Raw genomic sequence first — 18,745 nt, forward strand, 5'->3', positions numbered from 1 at the left:
ATAAATCGGGCTTGGTTTTACCATACAGCTTGTACTTGAGCAGCCAGTCATATGCAGCTGCAAATTAATTATTGGTTGAAGAGTCGCTTAGCGGGTGAGAAATAATCGGTGCAGGCTGATCATTTGGACTGCCAATAATATTATCCTTGGTTTCATTTATTTTCTGATTGACCGTGGCTGCTGCATGTTGTGACTTTTCTTTGGCAATGGCCGATTTTTCAGTGGCAAAGTCCTTGGTTTCTTCCCACGCATGTTCTACCTTTGGTTTTACCTTGGCGATCCCTTTTTGCGCAGCAGTATCCACCTTTTCCACCGTATTCTGAACCTTCTGCTGTGCCTTATGACCGAGCACTTTAAAGATATTAGGATTGTCTCCATAGGGTGCAGACTGATTGTGCTCTGAAGTGCTGTCAGGAGTGGCTGTGCCTGTTTGAGCCCAAAGTGGAGTAGAGAGCAAAATTGCACTGGTCACTAATACCGTTTTCATCATTTTCATTGTGGGTTTTATTCCTGTTTTGGCAATACGTTTAATCTGTTCTAGTTGATTTTATTTTAAGAATGAATTGAGGAGAAAACGTGAAATGTGGCGAAATTAATACAGATTTATTACATTTAAGATCAATCTAGGATTCATGAGGCAAGAAAAAAGCCCATTGACATGAGCTTTTTTCACGAGATCTGAGAGATGAATTTATTCTTGATACTGATTTGGCGTTTTAATCGTAAATCCTGAATATATTCTTCCTGAATAGATGCCCAGCTCTGCATGCGTTTTACCGTTAATATCCATATTGCTCGGGTGTGAACCGTTGCTATCCGTGCTGTGTTGTGAATTTTTACTGACAAAGTTTTCGTCCGCAGTTTGAGTTTGATTCATCTCTTTATTTACATTTTCCGCTTTATCAGCAGTCTTTTGTTCACTGTCTTTTGCTTTTAGCTCTGAAGCTGCGTTGGGGGTTGGGTTGGCGAAAAGGGGAGTACAAGCTAAAAGTGCAGTGCTAATCAACATTGTTCTGATTGTTTTCATAGCTCGATTTATCCTTGCATGATAAAACTCGAGTGTTTACCGAGTTATAAGATCACTATCTTAATCGGTCCAATTTCTAAATTTTGAATTTAAGAATAAATTCCAACGTTTTAGCAACAGTGAATTAACAATCTGGACAAATATGTGAATTTGATTTTTGGTCATTCTTTTTTAGTTTTTGAATTTAAAAATTTTTTTCAAAAAACAGAAATTAGCCTGGATACAAAGTATTGATATGTAACACTTTAGAGTAAATACAGATGAGCGGTATTTGAATGGAAATGAAGCGAATGAAGGACTTTTTATTGAAGGGGAGGAAGAATCACCGAATCCATATAGAATGGGTGATTCTGGGTGTATGAGTCAGGTATTAGTTACATTGTGCTAAAGCATCTTTATGAAAATAATGGCGTAGCGCAAGGAAGTTTTTTTGCACTGTAGCATCATTCAGGTCAAAGTTAGTGGCTGTACTTGTACCATCTGTAGCAAAGACGGTCGAGCTGCCCGTGATGAGGGTATTGCCTTTAAATGACCAGTGTTCTATGGCTTTGCCGGCTGGCAGGTTGCCGGTAAATTCGATCATGCACTTGTTGGTAAATTTGGTTAGTTTGGCTTTGTTGTCGATGGTGTTTGGATAGACTTCCAGATTCTGAACTTCTTGTAGGACACCTGTTTCAAGTGTGGGAATAGTGGGAGCAGTGGTACACGCCGTAACAGCAATACTCGCAAGACCAGTCAAAATAAGCATTTTAAGTTTCATGTGATTCTTTCTTGTTGAGTGTTGTTAGTTTGAGTATAGGGAAGTGGAGAAAGGTTGGCTATAGGAATTATCAACAAGTGAAATTCTATAAATTTAATGTGAATATGATGAGTAGCAACGTATGTAATAGATATAAATAGAAGTATTAATTATGAAGAGAGTAGTGCCGTGTTTGTAATGTAAGTAATTGGGGTTTTAAATGATTCAGATCTTCATTTAAACCAACACGTTTTGCTAAAGGATCTACTAATTTTCTTGAATTATATGTTACGGAAGCGAATTCATTTACGTTCATTGCTTGTGAGAATGATTTTAGCTGTTGTCTTCGAGATACACTTGAACATGAGTATCTTCTAAATTTTTCTAATAAAAAAACTAAACGTCGCTTTTGTAGACTGTTTAAATCATGAGTAACAGCAGGAAGAAATTCTGAATATAGTAGAGCTTCAGCAACAGGTCTAACTTCATTAAAAGTTGCTGATGTTAGTGGCTGTTCCAGTAGCCTTCTTAAAGCTTTTTCAAACTCTGGTTGATTCATAAACTTATCCTTTTAACTCAGATAGAAGTAAAAGTATATATCGAATATTGGAATCTAATTGTTCAGGAGTAACATAATAGTCTTTAGCATTATTCGCTGATTTTTCGAACTCTTCAAGAGAAAACTTATTTTGTTTGTATAACTCTTTGATGTCTTGTATATCTCTATCAGAGAGTCGAGCTAATTTAGAAACAGCAAGATCTAAACCTGATACAAGATAGACTTCGACGATACTGTCGCAGACTAAAGGAATGACACGCTCATCATAATCGGGATCAATTGATGCAAGGCTGGTATTAAATCCACTGTCGAATTCTAAATTCGTTTCAAGGTTATTTGTATCTATATATTCTACATCGTTATTTTTTAAAAATAAGAAAATATCTTCTTTTTTCAGCTGCTTAATTGCTTGAATTTCAGCATCAATATCGTTACTACCACGCGCATTTGTATGGATGTGAAAAGCACATCCACCAAAAATAAATGCTTTTACTGCACCATGAGGAAGATTTTGATGATTTTCTAAAATCCAATCCTCAAGCTCTTGAAAGAGCTTGAGGATTGCAAGGGTTATAGGTGAGTCATTATAAATATTCATATTAATGCTGAAGCACCGAAATATCAGCCACTTTGGTAAACAAGCCACGTAACTGAGCAAGCATACGCAAACGGTTTGCTTTCAGGTCAGCATCATCAGCCATGACCATTACACCGTCAAAGAACGCATCAACAGGCGCACGCAGGGCAGCTAAAGCAGAAAGTGCAGCAGTGTAGTCTTTGGCAGCGAATAACGGCTCAACCACAGGCGTAATTTTCGCAAGTTCAGCGAATAATGCTTTTTCAGCATCTTCCACCAGGTTCGCTTCAACCACAGCACCAGTCGGCTCTGCTTCTTTAGCTAAAATGTTGGCAACACGCTTGTTGGCAGCAGCAAGTGCAGCCGCTTCAGGCAAGTCACGGAAGTGATTGACCGCATTTACACGCTTGTCAAAATCAAGTGGTGATTTTGGTGACAAGGCTTGAACCGCTTGAATCACGTCAACAGCAACGCCCTGGTCTTCGTATTTGGCACGGTAACGACCTTCCAGGAATGCAACTGCATCTGCCAGAGTCTTGTTGTGGTCTTTCAATACATCGCCATACGCAGCTAAAGCAAGCTTGATCAGGTCTTCAATCGACACATCAAGCTCGTTTTCAGTCACTAGACGCAAAATACCAATCGCAGAACGACGCAGTGCAAACGGGTCCTTAGAACCTGTAGGTGCCTGACCAATACCGAAAATACCCGTCAAGGTATCTAAACGGTCGGCAAGGGCAATGGTTGTACCGGTTTTAGTTTTGGGTAAAACATCACCGGCAAATTTAGGTAAGTATTGCTCGCCTAGTGCTTCTGCAACTTCATCATTTTCGCCTTCAATGCGTGCGTAGTAAGTACCCGCAATACCTTGAAGTTCAGGGAATTCCCCAACCAGTTCAGAGGTTAAGTCGCATTTTGCAAGCAGGGCTGCTTTTTCAGCATCAGCAGGGTTCGCACCAGTGATTGGCGCAAGTGCAACAGCCAGTTTCGCAATACGTTCAGACTTGTTCCAAAGTGTGCCAAGCTCTGCCTGGAACACCATGTTGGCCAATTTTTCTTTACGAGATGCAAGCGGTTGCTTCTGGTCTTGCAGGAAGAAGAATTCCGCATCTGACAAACGCGGACGAACCACTTTTTCGTTACCTTCAATAATTTGAGTCGGATCTTTCGACTCAATATTGGAAACGGTAATGAAGTAAGGTTGAAGTTTGTTGTCAGCATTCACTAAGCAGAAATACTTCTGGTTGTCCTGCATGGTGGTGATGAGTGCTTCTTGAGGCACCGCAAGGAAACGTTCTTCGAAGCTTGCACGTAACGCAACAGGCCATTCCACCAGTGCAGTCACTTCGTCACGAAGGTCACTTGGGACAATGGCAATCGCATTGACTTCATCAGCCAAAGCTTTTACTTGCTGGTCGATGATGGCTTGACGCTCTTCAAAAGATGCTACCACGTGCGCTGCTTTTAACTTCGCCAAGTATTCATCAGCATGGTTCAGCGTAATGGCTTCAGGCGCATGGAAACGGTGACCATAGGTCACGTTGCCTGCCTTGTGATCCTGAATGCTTGCATCAATCACATCGTTGTCTTTAAGCAACACTACCCATTTTACCGGACGCACGAATTCGGTACGGCTGGCCGCAGAACGCATGCGTTTTGCGATTGGCAGGTTGTCTAAAGCAGCTTGTAAAATTTGTGGTAAAAATACCTCCAGGCTTTGGCCTTTGACATCTTTTAAATAGCACACTTTTTCAACTTTACCGGCCTGGAAAGTCGAAACTTGATCAACCGTGATGCCCTGACCACGCATAAAGCCTTCCAAAGCTTTGGTTGGTTTGCCTTCCGCATCAAAAGCGGCTTGTTTCGCAGGGCCGTCAAAACGTTTTTGTGTATCGGCTTGTGCGCCTTCAACATTGACAATTTTCAATGCGAGGCGGCGTGGTGCTGCATAGGCTTCAATTGTGTCAAATGCAAGACCAGCATCTTTTAAGCCTTTTTCGGTTTCTGCCTGAAGGGCATCACGTAATTTTTTTAAGCTTTTTGGAGGAAGTTCTTCGCAGCCAAGTTCAAATAAAACAGTATGTTTAGACATTATTTGTTCTCCGCTGCTTGAGCTGCTTCTGCTTCAACTTGTGCTTTTAACTGCGCCAATACTTCATCACGTAGATGCGGTTCTGCCATAGGGAAACCCAGTTTCGCACGTGCTGCCACATAGCTTGTTGCAATTGAACGTGCCAAAGTACGGACACGCAAAATATAACGCTGACGTTCAGTCACTGAAATCGCACCGCGGGCATCCAGCAGGTTAAAGCTATGCGATGCCTTAACCACCTGTTCATAGGCCGGTAATGGCAGTTCTGCTTCCATTAAGCGGGTTGCTTCAGCTTCGTAGAAGTCGAACAGTTCAAACAGTTTATCGACTGGGGCATATTCAAAGTTGTAAGTGGATTGCTCTACTTCGTTTTGATGGAATACGTCGCCATAAGTGACCGTACCGAACTGACCTTTGGTCCAAACCAGATCGTACACCGAGTCTACACCTTGCAGGTACATTGCCAGACGTTCCAGACCGTAAGTAATTTCACCCGTTACCGGATAGCATTCCACACCACCGACTTGCTGGAAGTAAGTGAACTGGGTCACTTCCATACCGTTCAGCCAAACTTCCCAACCTAAGCCCCAGGCACCGAGGGTTGGCGATTCCCAGTTGTCTTCCACAAAACGGATGTCGTGAGTCAGGGTATCAATACCAATGGCTTTTAAAGAATCGAGATAAAGCTGCTGGATATTGTCCGGGTTTGGTTTAAGCACCACCTGGAACTGGTAGTAATGTTGCAAACGGTTCGGGTTTTCACCATAACGGCCATCTTTCGGACGACGTGAAGGTTGTACGTAAGCCGCGTTCCATGTTTCTGGCCCTAAAGCACGCAGGAAAGTGGCAGTGTGGAATGTCCCTGCCCCCATTTCCATATCGTAAGGTTGTAACACCACACAACCTTGTTCAGCCCAGTAGTTTTGTAAGGCAAGAATTAAGCCTTGAAATGTATCAATATGCGATATGGCGCGACTCATGTAGCATCCATTAAAATTAGAGAAAAATTGGCTCTAAGTATAAGGATTTTGCAAAGGTGTGGCAAAGGTTTCAGGATAAGAAATCAGTTGTTTAAAAATGCTTCACAGATTTATTGATAAATATAAGATATAAAATAAATACACCTTTAATCGTCAACCTTCTATAATTTGCAGCTTCTTCCCCAAAACAATAAAAGGCGTGCTGTGTTTCATTCCCGACTTGAATGGCTGAATACCCTAAAACCCAATTTCAAGGTTCTTCCCCTGAAAGAGCGCCTGCTGTGCGGTCTGGGTGCATTACTTGGACTGACACTTTCATCTTTCATAAGCTGGTGGATGCTGGGGGATATCAATGCATGGTATATCGCACCGATGGGCGCATCTTCGGTGTTGCTGTTTGCCGTGCCTGCCAGTCCCTTGGCACAGCCATGGAATATGGTGGTGGGAAATATCATTGCCGGGATTATTGGGGTGACCTGTGCCATGTATATTCCTAACCTGACCGAAGCTTTTAGCGTGGCGGTGGGGATGTCTATTATCTTGATGATGACTACCGATTCATTGCATCCGCCAAGTGGGGCGGTAGCCATTACTGCCGTTTTGGGGGGAGAGGCAGTCCATGAGCTGGGATATCATTTTATTTTTTATCCGGTGTTATTAAACTCCATGCTGTTGTTGGTGATTGCAATTGTGTTTAACCGCCTGCTCGGAAAACAATATCCGCAAGTGGCCCAGATCAACCAGCGCTCTAAAGATCCGACACCCACGCAAAAAGTCACCATTCAACCGCAGGATATTCAGGCAACGCTGGATCAGCAGACCGAGCTGCTGGATATTAGTGAATATGACCTGCAAAAAATCATTCTGGCAGCCCAGGAGAAAGCCAATGCCCGCGGCATGAGCCAGTTTAAGTGTCAAGACATCATGACCAAAGACGTGATTAGCTTGAATGAAAATGAGGATATCCATTCTGCCTTGGATAAATTCAAGCACATGAATTTAATGAGCCTGCCGGTGATTAATGCCCAGCAGCAACTGGTCGGTACGCTGGCTTTATACGAAGTGGTGGAATGGTTTAAACGTGCAACCGATTTAAGAACCACATGGCAGCGTCAGGTCAAGGATATTATGGTTCGGCAGGTCATCACCGTAAAGCCGGAGCAACCGATTCAGGATTTGGTGCCTTATTTTGTCGAGCGCTCGTTTAACTATATTCCTGTGGTAGAAAAACAGAAAATGGTGGGCATTATTAGCCGAGCGGATATGATTGCGGCATTGAACCAGCAGCTGAATGTGGCGGCATAAAGCAAAAAAAAGCTACGACTGATTGGGGTAAAAGTCGTAGCATAAAACGAACTCAACTCATGGAGTTCAACGGGTTGTTAGCGATTTTGATCCGGATTTACCGTACGGATCGGGTTGTTATACGCCGCTGTCTGACCAAACATGGTATTAGGTTGTTTGGGGATCACAAACCATAAAATTAAATACACCAGGATTCCCGGGAATGCTGCGCTCATGACAGAAACAAGAATAAAAATAATGCGCAGTAAAGTCACATTCCAACCAAAACGTTCAGCAATACCACCCATTACACCTGCAATCATGTTTTGACGCTTAGAGCGATATAAACCAACATTGGCCATCTAGGTCTCCTTAATAGAAAATAGCAAAGCAGTTAAAACAACTCGCTTATAAATAAAAAATGGAGATGAATGATTCTTTTTAAAGGGACACACCATAAGAAATAGTTAAGTTATGTAAATGTAAGTGCGTATTGCGATGTCGTGATTTAAAATGTTCTTCGGTTAAATAAGTTGATTTATATCAATAAAAATCAATTAAATAAGCTTTAATGTATGAGTGTAAAATAAAGATCATTTCGTTGTAGCTTATTTTCTGTATTGGCAAATATGGCTAGGGACAGCCAAAGAGCATTTAACGCCCAGGAGGGAAAAGGTGTTTCAAAAAACGGATTATTATGGCTGTTTCTTGGTAGTAATATGTGCAGCTTTAATGGGTTGTAATAAACCCTTGGAAGATTCTGTTGCACAGCAAATCAAAAAAGAAACGTCAGCTCAGAGTGGTGAGCAGGCTAAAAGCCTGACCGATGTTGCGGGGCGGGCGACTGTTCCGGTAGGGGAAACCGAGCCAGGGCTTAAAAATACCCTGCCAAAAAGTGCCCAGCCCTATATTGGCCGCTATCAAGCTACGATCAGTTGTGATGATCCTTTTGTCAGATGTAAAGAGGGTACAGCAGATTATGTGATTAATTTGCTGGAGGATGGGATTGCCCATCGCAACCTGATCCATTCAGGGCAAATCAGCTTCGCTTCAAACCCCTATCACCGTCAAGATCGCTGGTCATATGATGTGCAAAATCATCAGGTGATTTTGTATCGGTCAAATGGCGTAGAATTTTTTTATAATATTGATAAAGATCAAAATCTGGTCATGGATCTGGACAAGATTGCACATGCATCCGCCTTAAACGAGCAATATTTTGCCGAAGGCAATCCTTTTCCACAACAGGCTTACCGTTTGCTTAAGGAGAAAGCCAGTTAAAGCTGAGGCGCTGGTTTGATTGAGCCAGACGGATAAAAAATTTTTTAAAAGTGCAGTATTTTTTTTATATTGACGTGTAGAAATAAGATGAATAATAAAGAAATCTGGTGGGTTGTGAGGGGCTCGAACCCTCGACCAATAGATTAAGAGTCTACTGCTCTACCAACTGAGCTAACAACCCTGAGTAAGGATTAGTGAACCTAAAGCATCACTTTAAGGGTTCACCCGAGGCAAGAAAAAATCGAAGATTTTTTAAGAATGCATTCAAGCATTGTGTTTTGCAGCATCGGTGTAGCAAAATTTCGAGAATGGCGAATCAACCGAAACGGTGTGGTTTGTCTTGGTCGGAATATTGCAGGTTTCGTTTCTATTGTAATACGGAAAGTGTAGTACAGAAAGAAGCCCTAAGAAAGAATGGTGGGTCGTCCGCGATTCGAACGCGGGACCAACGGATTAAAAGTCCGCTGCTCTACCAGCTGAGCTAACGACCCATTCAGAAAGAGTGCTTTAAAAGCTAAAAAAGCTTCATGTCAGAAGCCTTCAAGAAGATGGTGGGTCGTCCGCGATTCGAACGCGGGACCAACGGCTTAAAAGTCCGCTGCTCTACCAGCTGAGCTAACGACCCTTCTCTAGATCAATCAAAATCAGTGGTGGGTCGTCCGCGAGTCGAACGCGGGACCAACGGCTTAAAAGTCCGCTGCTCTACCAGCTGAGCTAACGACCCTTCTCTAGATCAATCAAAATCAGTGGTGGGTCGTCCGCGAGTCGAACGCGGGACCAACGGCTTAAAAGTCCGCTGCTCTACCAGCTGAGCTAACGACCCTTCTCTAGATCAATCAAAATCAGTGGTGGGTCGTCCGCGATTCGAACGCGGGACCAACGGATTAAAAGTCCGCTGCTCTACCAGCTGAGCTAACGACCCAGCTCTAGATCAATCAAAATAAGTGGTGGGTCGTCCGCGAGTCGAACGCGGGACCAACGGATTAAAAGTCCGCTGCTCTACCAGCTGAGCTAACGACCCAGCTCTAGATCAATCAAAATAAGTGGTGGGTCGTCCGCGAGTCGAACGCGGGACCAACGGATTAAAAGTCCGCTGCTCTACCAGCTGAGCTAACGACCCAGCTCTAGATCAATCAAAATAAGTGGTGGGTCGTCCGCGAGTCGAACGCGGGACCAACGGATTAAAAGTCCGCTGCTCTACCAGCTGAGCTAACGACCCATCTCTAGATCAATCAAAATAAGTGGTGGGTCGTCCGCGATTCGAACGCGGGACCAACGGATTAAAAGTCCGCTGCTCTACCAGCTGAGCTAACGACCCATCTCTAGATCAATCAAAATAAGTGGTGGGTCGTCCGCGATTCGAACGCGGGACCAACGGATTAAAAGTCCGCTGCTCTACCAGCTGAGCTAACGACCCTGAACCAACATTCAGCGCTTGTCTGAATGTGCAGTGCAAGAAAATAAAAGCTTTCTAAACACCACTTTGTTTTGATGGAGCGTATTGTAGCAAGTTATCAAACGAGCGCAAGTAAAAATTAGCAAACTTGTTGATGTTTGATTATAAATACAACAAATTTGCTTAATCTCGTAAAAAAACAACGGCTCTGCAATTAAAAACGGTATTGATAGGCTTGAATATTGTTGAATATTTCCGCAGTTAAATCACAATATTCTGTTGCATTTGGCAGGAGTACCAGCAAACGCTCATCAGTCTTGTCGGGATCAAAAGCCTGTTCTTTCAGTTTGTTCTTTTGATATTTAAATGTGCCTGTGGTTTCGACTTGTGCCTGAACACGTAAAAATACCGGAACTGCATAAACCGGCAAACATTTTTTAAACTCGCTTGCCATCTGCTTCAAGTCTTGGGCGGTTAATTCTACACCTTCATTCAGGGTAATGGCTGCCATGCCGGCACGTCCATTGGTATGGGGGATTTCCACCCCGTAAACCACGGCTTCAGCAATTTTTTCATATTCACTGAGCACATTTTCAACTTCAGTGGTAGACACATTTTCGCCTTTCCAGCGGAAGGTGTCGCCCAGACGGTCTACAAACTGGGCATGACGGAAACCGATATCGCGTACCAGATCGCCAGTATTGAAGAATGCATCTCCATGTTTAAAAACATCTTTCATAATCACGGACTTATTTTTTTCCGGATCGGTATAGCCGTCAAAAGGTGAACGGCGGGTAATTTTGCCCACCAGTAAGCCGACTTCACCTTTTTTGACTTTTTTACACCAGCCTTTGGCATCTCTCACCGGCTGATTGCTTTCTTTATCAAATTCAATTATCGCATAAGGGGTTGGAGAGAAGCCGACCGTGTTGTCAAAGTTAAATACGTTACTAAAACCTACATTACCTTCACTGGATGCATACAGCTCAAGTACTTCTTCAATCCCGAAGCGTTCCTTGAATTTATCCCAGATATTCGGGCGCATGCCGTTACCGATCATTTTAGTGACCCGGTGACCTTTTTCCAGTTCAGACGGGGGAGCATCCATTAAATAGCGGCAGAGTTCACCTACATAACCAATGGCCGAAGCATCAAATTTTTTGACATCTTTCCAGAAAGCAGAGGTCGAGTATTTGCGGCGCAATGCAAAAGTTGCACTGCTTGCAATCACGCCACACCAGCACACTACAATGCCGGTGGCATGATACAGCGGCAGGGTGCAATACATGACATCATCAGGTTTTAAATCCAGCACGTGACCATAGGTGCCATAAGCCAAAGTCCAGCGGCTATGGGTGAAAATGACCGCTTTAGGCAGGCCGGTCGTGCCTGAGGTGTAGATGTAGAATAGGCCATCTTTACCTTGAATAGTGTGTGTAGTCGGGGTGTTGAATTTCGGAAATTGATCCGCTTTTTCTGCAAGATTGGTCCAGCCTTGCGGTGCTGTGCCGGCATCCAGTTGCGTGGCCTGATCGGCGAACCAGTGAAAACGGTCTGCTGCCAGTTCCAGATCCTGGCGAACCTCTTCTACAGCTGCACGGCATTCTTCACCGGCAATTACGGCAATTGGCTTGACTAGGTTTATGCTGTGGGTCAGGGCCTTGCCGCTTTGTGAGGTATTGACCAAAGCAGAGGTAACGCCAATTTTTGCCAGGGCGATAACGGTAGCAATCAGCTCTGGACGGTTTTCTACCATCACCGCAATCACGTCGCCTTTTTGCGCACCGAGCGATAAATAAAAGTGTCCAATCTGGTTGGCCCATTCATTCAGTGCTTCGTAACTGAATTTCTGATCTTCAAATAATAAAGCTGTGCCGTGCGGATTGTGTCTTACCGCTTTTTCAAAGGCAATTCCCAAGCCTGCTGGAGTATTGGATGTACGCAAATAGGCCTGTTTGAGACCACTCAATAAATGAGGGACTTTGCTGATAAATTTAGGTATTTTGGCTGCAACATCCGCAATACCGATAAGATCGCTCGGTGTAGTGTGGTTCATATGAATCCTATTATTTTTCGTAATCCAATACAGTCTATTTGTTCGTAAAACGCTTGCTATGATTTGTACACTTGTCTTTTAATCGTTTCAGTCTAGTGCAATCAACCTAATCTGACAAAAGTATCAAAAAAAACCCAGTCACCGGAATGACTAGGTTTTTTTTATTTCACTGCATCAGAGCTAATTTTAGAACAAATTATGACTCATTTGCAGAGGTTGCTTTCTTTGGTGGACGGCCGCGAGGACGACGAGGACGGACAGGTTTATCCGTTTCTTCACCTTCGGTTTTTTCAGCTTCTGCTGTAGCTTCGGCCTGAGTTTGTACATCCTGCTGAGCAGCTTCTACCGCCAATTCAGCTTGTACCGGTTCTGCAGCCTGTTCAGTTTCCACTGGTGCTGCTACCGTTTCTGCAGCAGGTTCAGCCACTGCTTCAGTTGCTACCTCAGTTACTACAGGTTCAACGACTGCTTGAGTTACTTCAGGTTCAGCCACTTCGGCGGTCGGCGTTTCTGCTTCTGTTACAGCAACAGTTTCGGCTGGAGCAGTTTCAGGTTGGTTATGCGCCTGCTTTGCTTGCTCTAAAGCCTGTTCTGCAGCCTGTTTTGCCAAACGGCGACGTTCACGTGGATCATTTGCCACGCGTTTGTCCGACACCGGTTTTGGCGGCGTCAAGTCAAGCACGGGTGCAGGTTCTGCTTCAGGGGCGGCTTTGGTGACTGCTACATCACGTGTTACCGGTTGTGCTGGTATTTCAGCTTCGGTTGCCTGAACAGAAAGCGTTGCAGCATACTGCTCGGTAAATTTAACCAAGGCACGGTTGAATGTTGGAATTAAACCGAACTGTTCAATCAGCACGGAACAATCTTCACCATAAACATGGCGAATGAGACTGATCACGGTGTATTGACCCAAAGTTGGAACCTGAGAAGGGCTTAACTTCGGTGCCTGAGCCTGTTTTGCCTGAGCTTCACGTTTTTGGCGACGACGCATACGAGGGTCGTTGCTGGCACGCTTGTCTGCAGAACGTGGCTTGTGTGGCTCATGAGTTTCAGTTGCAGCAGGTTTTTCTTCCTTCGCGACCACTGGCTTCTCGATGACTGGCGCTTGCGCTTCAGCTGCTACCGGAGCTGCTGGAGGAATAGATGCTTCAATCACAGCAGGTGCTGAATCTAACGCAACAATTTCACTTTTCGCCTGATCGACATTAACCACCAATGCAGTTGCAAGAACTTCCTGACGAGGTGTATCAATCACTTCGACTTTAGGTTGCTGTTCATTCACAATTGCAGCCGGTGCAGCTGATTGCGCTGCCTGTTCGTTCAATACGCTTTGATCGCGGTGGCGATTTGGGCGTTCCGGACGTTGCTGGTTGCGACGGTCACGGCGTGGCACAGCATTTTGTTCGGTTTGCTGATCAGCCTGTTGACGACGAGAAGGGCGCTTGTTTTCACGTGAATCCTGGCGCTGTTCTTGGCGTTGCTCATGACGGGGAACCTGAACAATTTCTTCATGCACCTGATTTTGCTGATTGTCATGCTGAACTTGTTCGCGTTGCTCTTTAGGCTTGTTACGCTTTTTATTGTGACGCTGCGATTTTTCTTCTTTGTCAGAATATTTATCTGCAACTTCACGAGGTTCCTGCTTGTTGCTTGCAGGAGCATTTGGCGTTAAGTAAGCATTGCTGCTTGTTGTCGCAGCAGGTGCGGGTGCAGCAGCTGTTACCACCTGACCGAATTGACCACGGCTTACGGCACCAGCATTGACCATTTGTTCAATAGCCGCAGCAGCGTTGTTTGCAGTACGCGCCTGATCTACAGTTGCGGCCTGTTTTTGTACAAACAGGTTTTCTAACCAGGCACATGGACTGGTCGACGGTGCAGCAGGGGCAGCGGCTTGAGTTTGTGGTTGAACAGCATGTTGCTGCTGTTTTTTCTTGTTGTTGTGCTCTGGCTGGCTTGAAGCTTGTGGAGCAGCTTGCTGGGCTGGTTGCTCTTCACCTAAATGCCATTCAGACGCTTCATAACCTAACTCTTTTTCACTTGAACGGGTGGCTTCAGTACGTTCATAGCTGGTTGGGGCAAAACCTTCAGGGTTATACGAAATTTCGTAATGTGGTGTTTCCAGGTGCGGGTGAGGCAATACGGTTACACGGACATTTGACGTTTGTTCTAAGTAAACCAGGCTGTGACGCTTTTCATTCAATAAGAATGCTGCAATTTCAACCGGAACTTCAACCTGAACTTCACCGTGACGTTCACGCAGTGCAATTTCTTCCACTTTACGCATGATTGAAAGTGATAAAGAACGCAAGTCACGTACCATACCGGTACCATGACAGCGTGGGCAAACGTAACCTGTTGCTTCTTCCAGCGATGGGCGCAAGCGTTGACGGCTCATTTCCATCAAGCCAAAACGGGACAATTGGCCAAACTGGATGCGGGCACGGTCGCTTTGGGTGGCTTCACGCAGTTTGGCTTCCACCATGCGCTGGTTGCGGTCTTTGGTCATGTCGATGAAGTCGATCACCACCAGGCCACCGATATCGCGTAAACGCAGTTGACGCGCGATTTCTTCTGCTGCTTCCAGGTTGGTGTTTAAAGCAGTGTCTTCAACGTCATGACCACGGGTCGATTTAGCCGAGTTAATGTCGATTGAAACCAAAGCTTCAGTCTGGTCAATCACGATTGAACCGCCAGAAGGAAGTTTTACTTCACGTTCATAAGCCGTTTGAATCTGGCTTTCAATACCGAAGTGAGCAAATAAAGGCTCATTTAAAGTATAGGTTTTTAACTTGTCGATTTGACGTGGCATGACTGCTTTCACGAAGTTATAGGCTTCGTTATAGGCTTGTTCCGAGTCAATCAGGATTTCTGCAACATCATCACGTAAATAGTCACGAATTGCGCGAGTCACTACACCGGCTTCTTGATGGACCAGCATTGGGGATGGACCTGAACTTGCCGTATTCTGGATTTGCGCCCAAAGATCCATCAAGTGCTGTAAATCAAGTTGCAGTTCTTCTTGCGAGCGGCCAATACCTGCGGTACGCACAATCACGCTCATGCCACGCGGAATATTCAGTGAAGCCAACATTTCTTTCAGTTCTTCACGCACTGAACCGGAAATCTGACGGCTGATACCGCCACCTTTCGGGTTGTTTGGCATAAGCACCAAATAACGACCGGCAAGCGAAATGAAGGTAGAAAGGGCAGCACCTTTATTGCCACGCTCTTCTTTTTCCACCTGTACTAAAAGTTCGGTACCTTCAGTGATCAATTCACGGATATTTGAAGTTTGGCGAGGATCTGCCTTGTAATACGAGTTTGCGATTTCACGCATGGACAGGAAGCCTTGACGGCCTGCACCATACTCTACAAAAACAGCTTCTAAAGAAGGTTCAACGCGAGTCACATGACCTTTATAGATATTGGATTTTTTTTGTTCACGGGTACGATTTTCTAGATCGAAATCGTAAAGACGCTGACCAGTGACAAGTGCAACGCGAATCTCTTCGGCATGTGTTGCATTAATCAACATACGTTTCATGGGTGTAACACCTAATAGTGATACACAGCAAAACATCGCTATACACGTAGCGAACATCATACATTACGGATCAACACCCAGATCTCAAAATGACGCAATTGTGGTCTGAGCTTTTTTACCGGCCTTTTTTTGGGCTTCGGTTTTTGATTCACGTATTGAAGATGGCAATACGGCTTCAATCTTATAAACGATTAAAGTCACCTGGACGATTCACTGGCGGACAAACGGTGCATTGGATGTGAGTAACTTTCACTGTCACGTAGCTTGAAGATCGTCCCTTCATTAATTCATGATCGGGCGTCTTGATACGGAATTATCATCGTATCGGTGCTTTATGTGCAGATCCAATGCATCAACGTTGTAGCCTGAATGCGACTTCAGGGTGCGACTAATCTGATGTGTATCAGTTTACGTTTAAAAACCAACTAGGTTGGCGACATATTTTTTAGGGCAAACTGATTTATGTACGAAGTACAATTAAACGCAACAGTTTGCTTTTTTGCCGATATAATAAGCCTTCGGCGTCGGCATATTCTTTAGGGACCTTTCCGTATTTAATGTGAATGGTGAAATTTAATATTGAGCTTCAAAAAAGATTGAAGTAATTAAATTTTTTCACACTAACGGCGGTATCCGTGCGCTGACTATATCAAACCTTGCATCATCTGCCTATGGGCTAAGCTTATCTTTCTTGTGTAAAGCATAGCCTAAGTGATCAGTTTTTAATCAATTTTAGTATTTTTTGGGTCATCGTAACTGTATGAATTCTACGCAAGAATGGCAAAGTGTCACCTGGTTTGAAGTGGACGAACATCAATTGGGTCAACGCATCGACAATTTTTTATTTTCCAGACTGAAAGGTGTACCAAAAAGTCGGATTTATCGTTTAATCCGTGAAGGACAGGTTCGGGTCAATAAAAAGCGCGTTAAGGCGGAAACCAAACTGAATATTGGCGACCAGATTCGCGTTGCACCGATTCGTTTTGAAGCGAAAGATGAAACGGCGGCACCGGTCTCGGACAAGGTGGCACAAAGCCTGCTCAGCCGTGTGGTGTATGAAGATGAAGGGCTGATGGTGGTGAACAAGCCTTCAGGAATTGCGGTGCATGGCGGTAGCGGTGTGGCTTATGGGCTGATTGAAGGCTTGCGTGCGGCTACCGGCAAAAAATATCTGGAACTGATTCACCGTATTGACCGCGACACCTCTGGTCTGGTGATGATCAGTAAAAAGCGCAGCACTTTAAAAACACTGCAGGATATGCTGCGTGAACATAAAATCAAAAAAACCTATGCCGCGATTGTTAAGGGACAGGTGAGTCTGGATCAACAGCTGATTGATGCGCCTTTGCATCGTTATGAACTGGCCAATGGCGAACGCCGGGTTCGTGTGTCTAAAGAAGGCAAGGACAGTAAAACCCAGTGGAATGTGGCTGAACGTTTTATGCATGGCACATTGGTCTATGCTTCACCGCTGTCTGGCCGTACCCATCAGATTCGTGTGCATGGCTTAAGTATTGGTCATCCTTTAATTGGTGATGATAAATACGGTCATCAAACGGAATATAAAGGTCCAAATCCACGTCGTCTGTGTCTGCATGCCATGCGTCTGGAAATTCCGGGCTATCCTGTGATTGAAGCGCCATTGCCGGAAGATATGCAGAGTCTGGTGGCGCAGCTTAGAGCACAGAAGAAGGATTGATAAAAATCCATCTTAACCCTCCTTTATTAAACCACTACAGAATTTCCTTTCTTTAGAAAAAAGAAGGTAAGAAGGATGACCTCTCCCTAACCCTCTCCTTTAAAAAGGAGAGGGGACATCACGTAAAATATTCTGTCATTAACTCAGACTTCGTGTAGTCAGTATTTTGATTTAGTAATAAATGAATGACTAAGCAAAAGGGTTTCCCTCTCCTTGTAGGAGAGGGCTAGGGAGAGGTGAACAATTAAATACTGAATCAAATACTAGGAAAGCATTTATGAACACACCTGTAAAACTGGTCATTTTCGATTGGGATGGCACTTTATTTGATTCGGTCGGTCAAATCGTGGCGAGTTTGCAGTTCGCAGCACAACAATTCCAGCAACCCTTAACCGATGAAGATGCCAAAAGTATTATCGGGTTAGGTTTACCGGAAGTCGCACAGCGTTTATTTCCGACTGTGCCTGAATTGCATGCCGATATTTTACAGTCTTATTCAGAGCACTATGTTGCCAACTCAACGGGTGATCAATGGTTCGCTGGTGTTGCCGACATGCTGGAAGCATTGGCTCAAGCGGGGGTAAAACTGGCAGTCGCCACAGGCAAAAGCCGTAAAGGTCTGGATCGTGTCTTGAAGCAGACACAAAGCATGGAGCTGTTTGCGGCGACACGTGCGGCCAGTGAAACCCGATCTAAACCCCATCCTTTAATGCTGGAAGAAATTTTGACCCAAACGGGTGTCCAGGCTGAACATGCGATCATGGTTGGTGATACTTCCTATGATCTGGAAATGGCACAAAATATTGCCATGTCGCGTATAGGGGTAAGTTATGGCGTGCATACGCCTGAAGTCCTTGCCCGCTATCATCCGCTGGCCATTGCAGAGGATGTCGCAGATTTGCATCAGCTTTTATTAAACCAGGTGAATTTAAAACAGGCGGTTTGACACTAGTAAATTACATAAAAAGGATGAGCTTCATCATCCTTTTTATCTTTATTTGATTCTAAATTTTTGTATATCCGGTTTGTGATTTCCCCAACCAGTCCAGTAATCAGTAACAGTGACCGTTTTATTCTGGATACTCATGATTTTATAAATATAATTACGGGGCGGTGAAATTTCATTGGGACGAATCACTTCAGTCATGACAAAAATTTCTGGGGTAATCCAGGTAATACGCCATGCATCTTTATTATAGTAGCCCTGGCTGCATTCCATTTCATTTTGCCATGCTGCTGCAGTTGCTTGAGCATTAAACTTTAAACCTGCACATTCAGCGTCCGCTAAAACAAGATATTTACCTTTAAGCGAATTTTGATAATTCTGTGCAAAAGTTGTGCTGGAAAGACCGCAGAGCAAGACGGTACCTAAAATAATTTTATGTTTCATAAAATATATAGCATGTTGATTTTAAAAATATAAATAACATATCTATTGGCAATCGAGTATGTTAACTGTGCTTAAAACAAGCATTTGATCTAGTCTTTTAGTCGTAGATGGAAGGCTC

The 18,745-nt window shown here is 44.2% G+C and carries 15 protein-coding genes and 11 tRNA genes; 4 read left to right on the forward strand and 22 right to left on the reverse strand.

What is annotated here, in order from left to right:
• Positions 1–64 precede the first annotated feature (64 nt).
• The 7 genes from H4I94_RS01835 to glyQ form a co-directional block, all read right to left on the reverse strand.
• On the reverse strand, positions 65–496 hold the full coding sequence (locus H4I94_RS01835; protein WP_261181197.1) for a hypothetical protein: 432 nt from the start codon (positions 494–496) through the stop codon (positions 65–67).
• Between the two features lie 195 nt (positions 497–691).
• Complete coding sequence (locus H4I94_RS01840; protein ID WP_261181198.1) at positions 692–1,027, reverse strand: hypothetical protein; 336 nt, start codon at positions 1,025–1,027, stop codon at positions 692–694.
• A gap of 370 nt (positions 1,028–1,397) precedes the next feature.
• Complete coding sequence (locus tag H4I94_RS01845) at positions 1,398–1,787, reverse strand: hypothetical protein (protein ID WP_261181199.1); 390 nt, start codon at positions 1,785–1,787, stop codon at positions 1,398–1,400.
• A gap of 145 nt (positions 1,788–1,932) precedes the next feature.
• The gene (locus tag H4I94_RS01850; RefSeq protein WP_261181200.1) at positions 1,933–2,325 is read right to left on the reverse strand and encodes a hypothetical protein; all 393 of its coding nucleotides are present in this window, start codon (positions 2,323–2,325) and stop codon (positions 1,933–1,935) included.
• A 4-nt stretch (positions 2,326–2,329) separates the two neighbouring features.
• Positions 2,330–2,923 (reverse strand): DUF6036 family nucleotidyltransferase, encoded by a 594-nt coding sequence (locus tag H4I94_RS01855; RefSeq protein ID WP_261181202.1) that lies wholly within the window; start codon positions 2,921–2,923, stop codon positions 2,330–2,332.
• A gap of 1 nt (position 2,924) precedes the next feature.
• Positions 2,925–4,994 carry a glycine--tRNA ligase subunit beta gene (gene glyS, locus H4I94_RS01860; RefSeq protein ID WP_261181204.1) on the reverse strand — a complete coding sequence of 690 codons (2,070 nt, stop codon included), beginning with the start codon at positions 4,992–4,994 and terminating at the stop codon, positions 2,925–2,927.
• Entirely contained in the window at positions 4,994–5,974 is a 981-nt protein-coding gene (gene glyQ / locus H4I94_RS01865; RefSeq protein ID WP_261181206.1) for a glycine--tRNA ligase subunit alpha, read from the reverse strand. The genes glyS and glyQ overlap by 1 nt, the downstream gene beginning before the upstream one ends.
• A 204-nt stretch (positions 5,975–6,178) precedes the next feature.
• Between glyQ and H4I94_RS01870 the strand changes: the two genes are divergently transcribed.
• A complete protein-coding gene (locus H4I94_RS01870; RefSeq protein ID WP_261181207.1) occupies positions 6,179–7,279 on the forward strand; it encodes an HPP family protein in 1,101 nt (366 codons plus the stop codon).
• Positions 7,280–7,356: 77 nt separating this feature from the next.
• On the opposite strand, the gene H4I94_RS01875 is transcribed toward H4I94_RS01870, so the two are convergent.
• Positions 7,357–7,620: a PspC domain-containing protein gene (locus tag H4I94_RS01875; RefSeq protein WP_261181208.1), complete on the reverse strand. Its 264-nt coding sequence runs from the start codon at positions 7,618–7,620 to the stop codon at positions 7,357–7,359.
• 313 nt (positions 7,621–7,933) lie between these two features.
• On the opposite strand from H4I94_RS01875, the gene H4I94_RS01880 reads away from it, so the two are divergent.
• Entirely contained in the window at positions 7,934–8,539 is a 606-nt protein-coding gene (locus H4I94_RS01880; RefSeq protein ID WP_261181209.1) for a hypothetical protein, read from the forward strand.
• Positions 8,540–8,644: 105 nt separating this feature from the next.
• Here the strand turns inward: H4I94_RS01880 and H4I94_RS01885 are convergent.
• The 13 genes from H4I94_RS01885 to H4I94_RS01945 form a co-directional block, all read right to left on the reverse strand.
• A tRNA-Lys gene (locus H4I94_RS01885) sits at positions 8,645–8,720 on the reverse strand.
• Positions 8,721–8,954: 234 nt separating this feature from the next.
• Positions 8,955–9,030, reverse strand: a tRNA-Lys gene (locus tag H4I94_RS01890).
• Between the two features lie 58 nt (positions 9,031–9,088).
• Positions 9,089–9,164: transfer RNA gene (locus H4I94_RS01895), tRNA-Lys, on the reverse strand.
• A 23-nt stretch (positions 9,165–9,187) separates the two neighbouring features.
• Positions 9,188–9,263 (reverse strand) — tRNA-Lys (locus tag H4I94_RS01900).
• 23 nt (positions 9,264–9,286) lie between these two features.
• Positions 9,287–9,362 (reverse strand) — tRNA-Lys (locus H4I94_RS01905).
• Positions 9,363–9,385: 23 nt separating this feature from the next.
• A tRNA-Lys gene (locus H4I94_RS01910) sits at positions 9,386–9,461 on the reverse strand.
• Between the two features lie 23 nt (positions 9,462–9,484).
• Positions 9,485–9,560 (reverse strand) — tRNA-Lys (locus H4I94_RS01915).
• A 23-nt stretch (positions 9,561–9,583) separates the two neighbouring features.
• Positions 9,584–9,659: transfer RNA gene (locus tag H4I94_RS01920), tRNA-Lys, on the reverse strand.
• A 23-nt stretch (positions 9,660–9,682) separates the two neighbouring features.
• Positions 9,683–9,758 (reverse strand) — tRNA-Lys (locus H4I94_RS01925).
• Between the two features lie 23 nt (positions 9,759–9,781).
• Positions 9,782–9,857, reverse strand: a tRNA-Lys gene (locus H4I94_RS01930).
• A 23-nt stretch (positions 9,858–9,880) separates the two neighbouring features.
• Positions 9,881–9,956: transfer RNA gene (locus tag H4I94_RS01935), tRNA-Lys, on the reverse strand.
• Between the two features lie 193 nt (positions 9,957–10,149).
• A complete protein-coding gene (locus tag H4I94_RS01940; protein ID WP_261181210.1) occupies positions 10,150–11,991 on the reverse strand; it encodes a long-chain-acyl-CoA synthetase in 1,842 nt (613 codons plus the stop codon).
• A gap of 196 nt (positions 11,992–12,187) precedes the next feature.
• On the reverse strand, positions 12,188–15,538 hold the full coding sequence (locus H4I94_RS01945; RefSeq protein ID WP_261181211.1) for an Rne/Rng family ribonuclease: 3,351 nt from the start codon (positions 15,536–15,538) through the stop codon (positions 12,188–12,190).
• A gap of 760 nt (positions 15,539–16,298) precedes the next feature.
• Between H4I94_RS01945 and H4I94_RS01950 the strand changes: the two genes are divergently transcribed.
• Both H4I94_RS01950 and H4I94_RS01955 read left to right on the forward strand, forming a co-directional pair.
• Positions 16,299–17,237: an RluA family pseudouridine synthase gene (locus H4I94_RS01950; RefSeq protein WP_261181212.1), complete on the forward strand. Its 939-nt coding sequence runs from the start codon at positions 16,299–16,301 to the stop codon at positions 17,235–17,237.
• Positions 17,238–17,514: 277 nt separating this feature from the next.
• Positions 17,515–18,183, forward strand: a complete 669-nt coding sequence (locus H4I94_RS01955) for an HAD-IA family hydrolase (RefSeq protein WP_261181213.1) — start codon at positions 17,515–17,517, stop codon at positions 18,181–18,183.
• Between the two features lie 48 nt (positions 18,184–18,231).
• Here H4I94_RS01955 and H4I94_RS01960 read toward each other — a convergent pair whose 3' ends face one another.
• Entirely contained in the window at positions 18,232–18,627 is a 396-nt protein-coding gene (locus tag H4I94_RS01960) for a hypothetical protein (RefSeq protein WP_261181214.1), read from the reverse strand.
• Positions 18,628–18,745 lie beyond the last annotated feature (118 nt).

The organism is Acinetobacter sp. T_3_1, from assembly GCF_025377055.1.
Taxonomy (GTDB): domain Bacteria; phylum Pseudomonadota; class Gammaproteobacteria; order Pseudomonadales; family Moraxellaceae; genus Acinetobacter; species Acinetobacter kookii.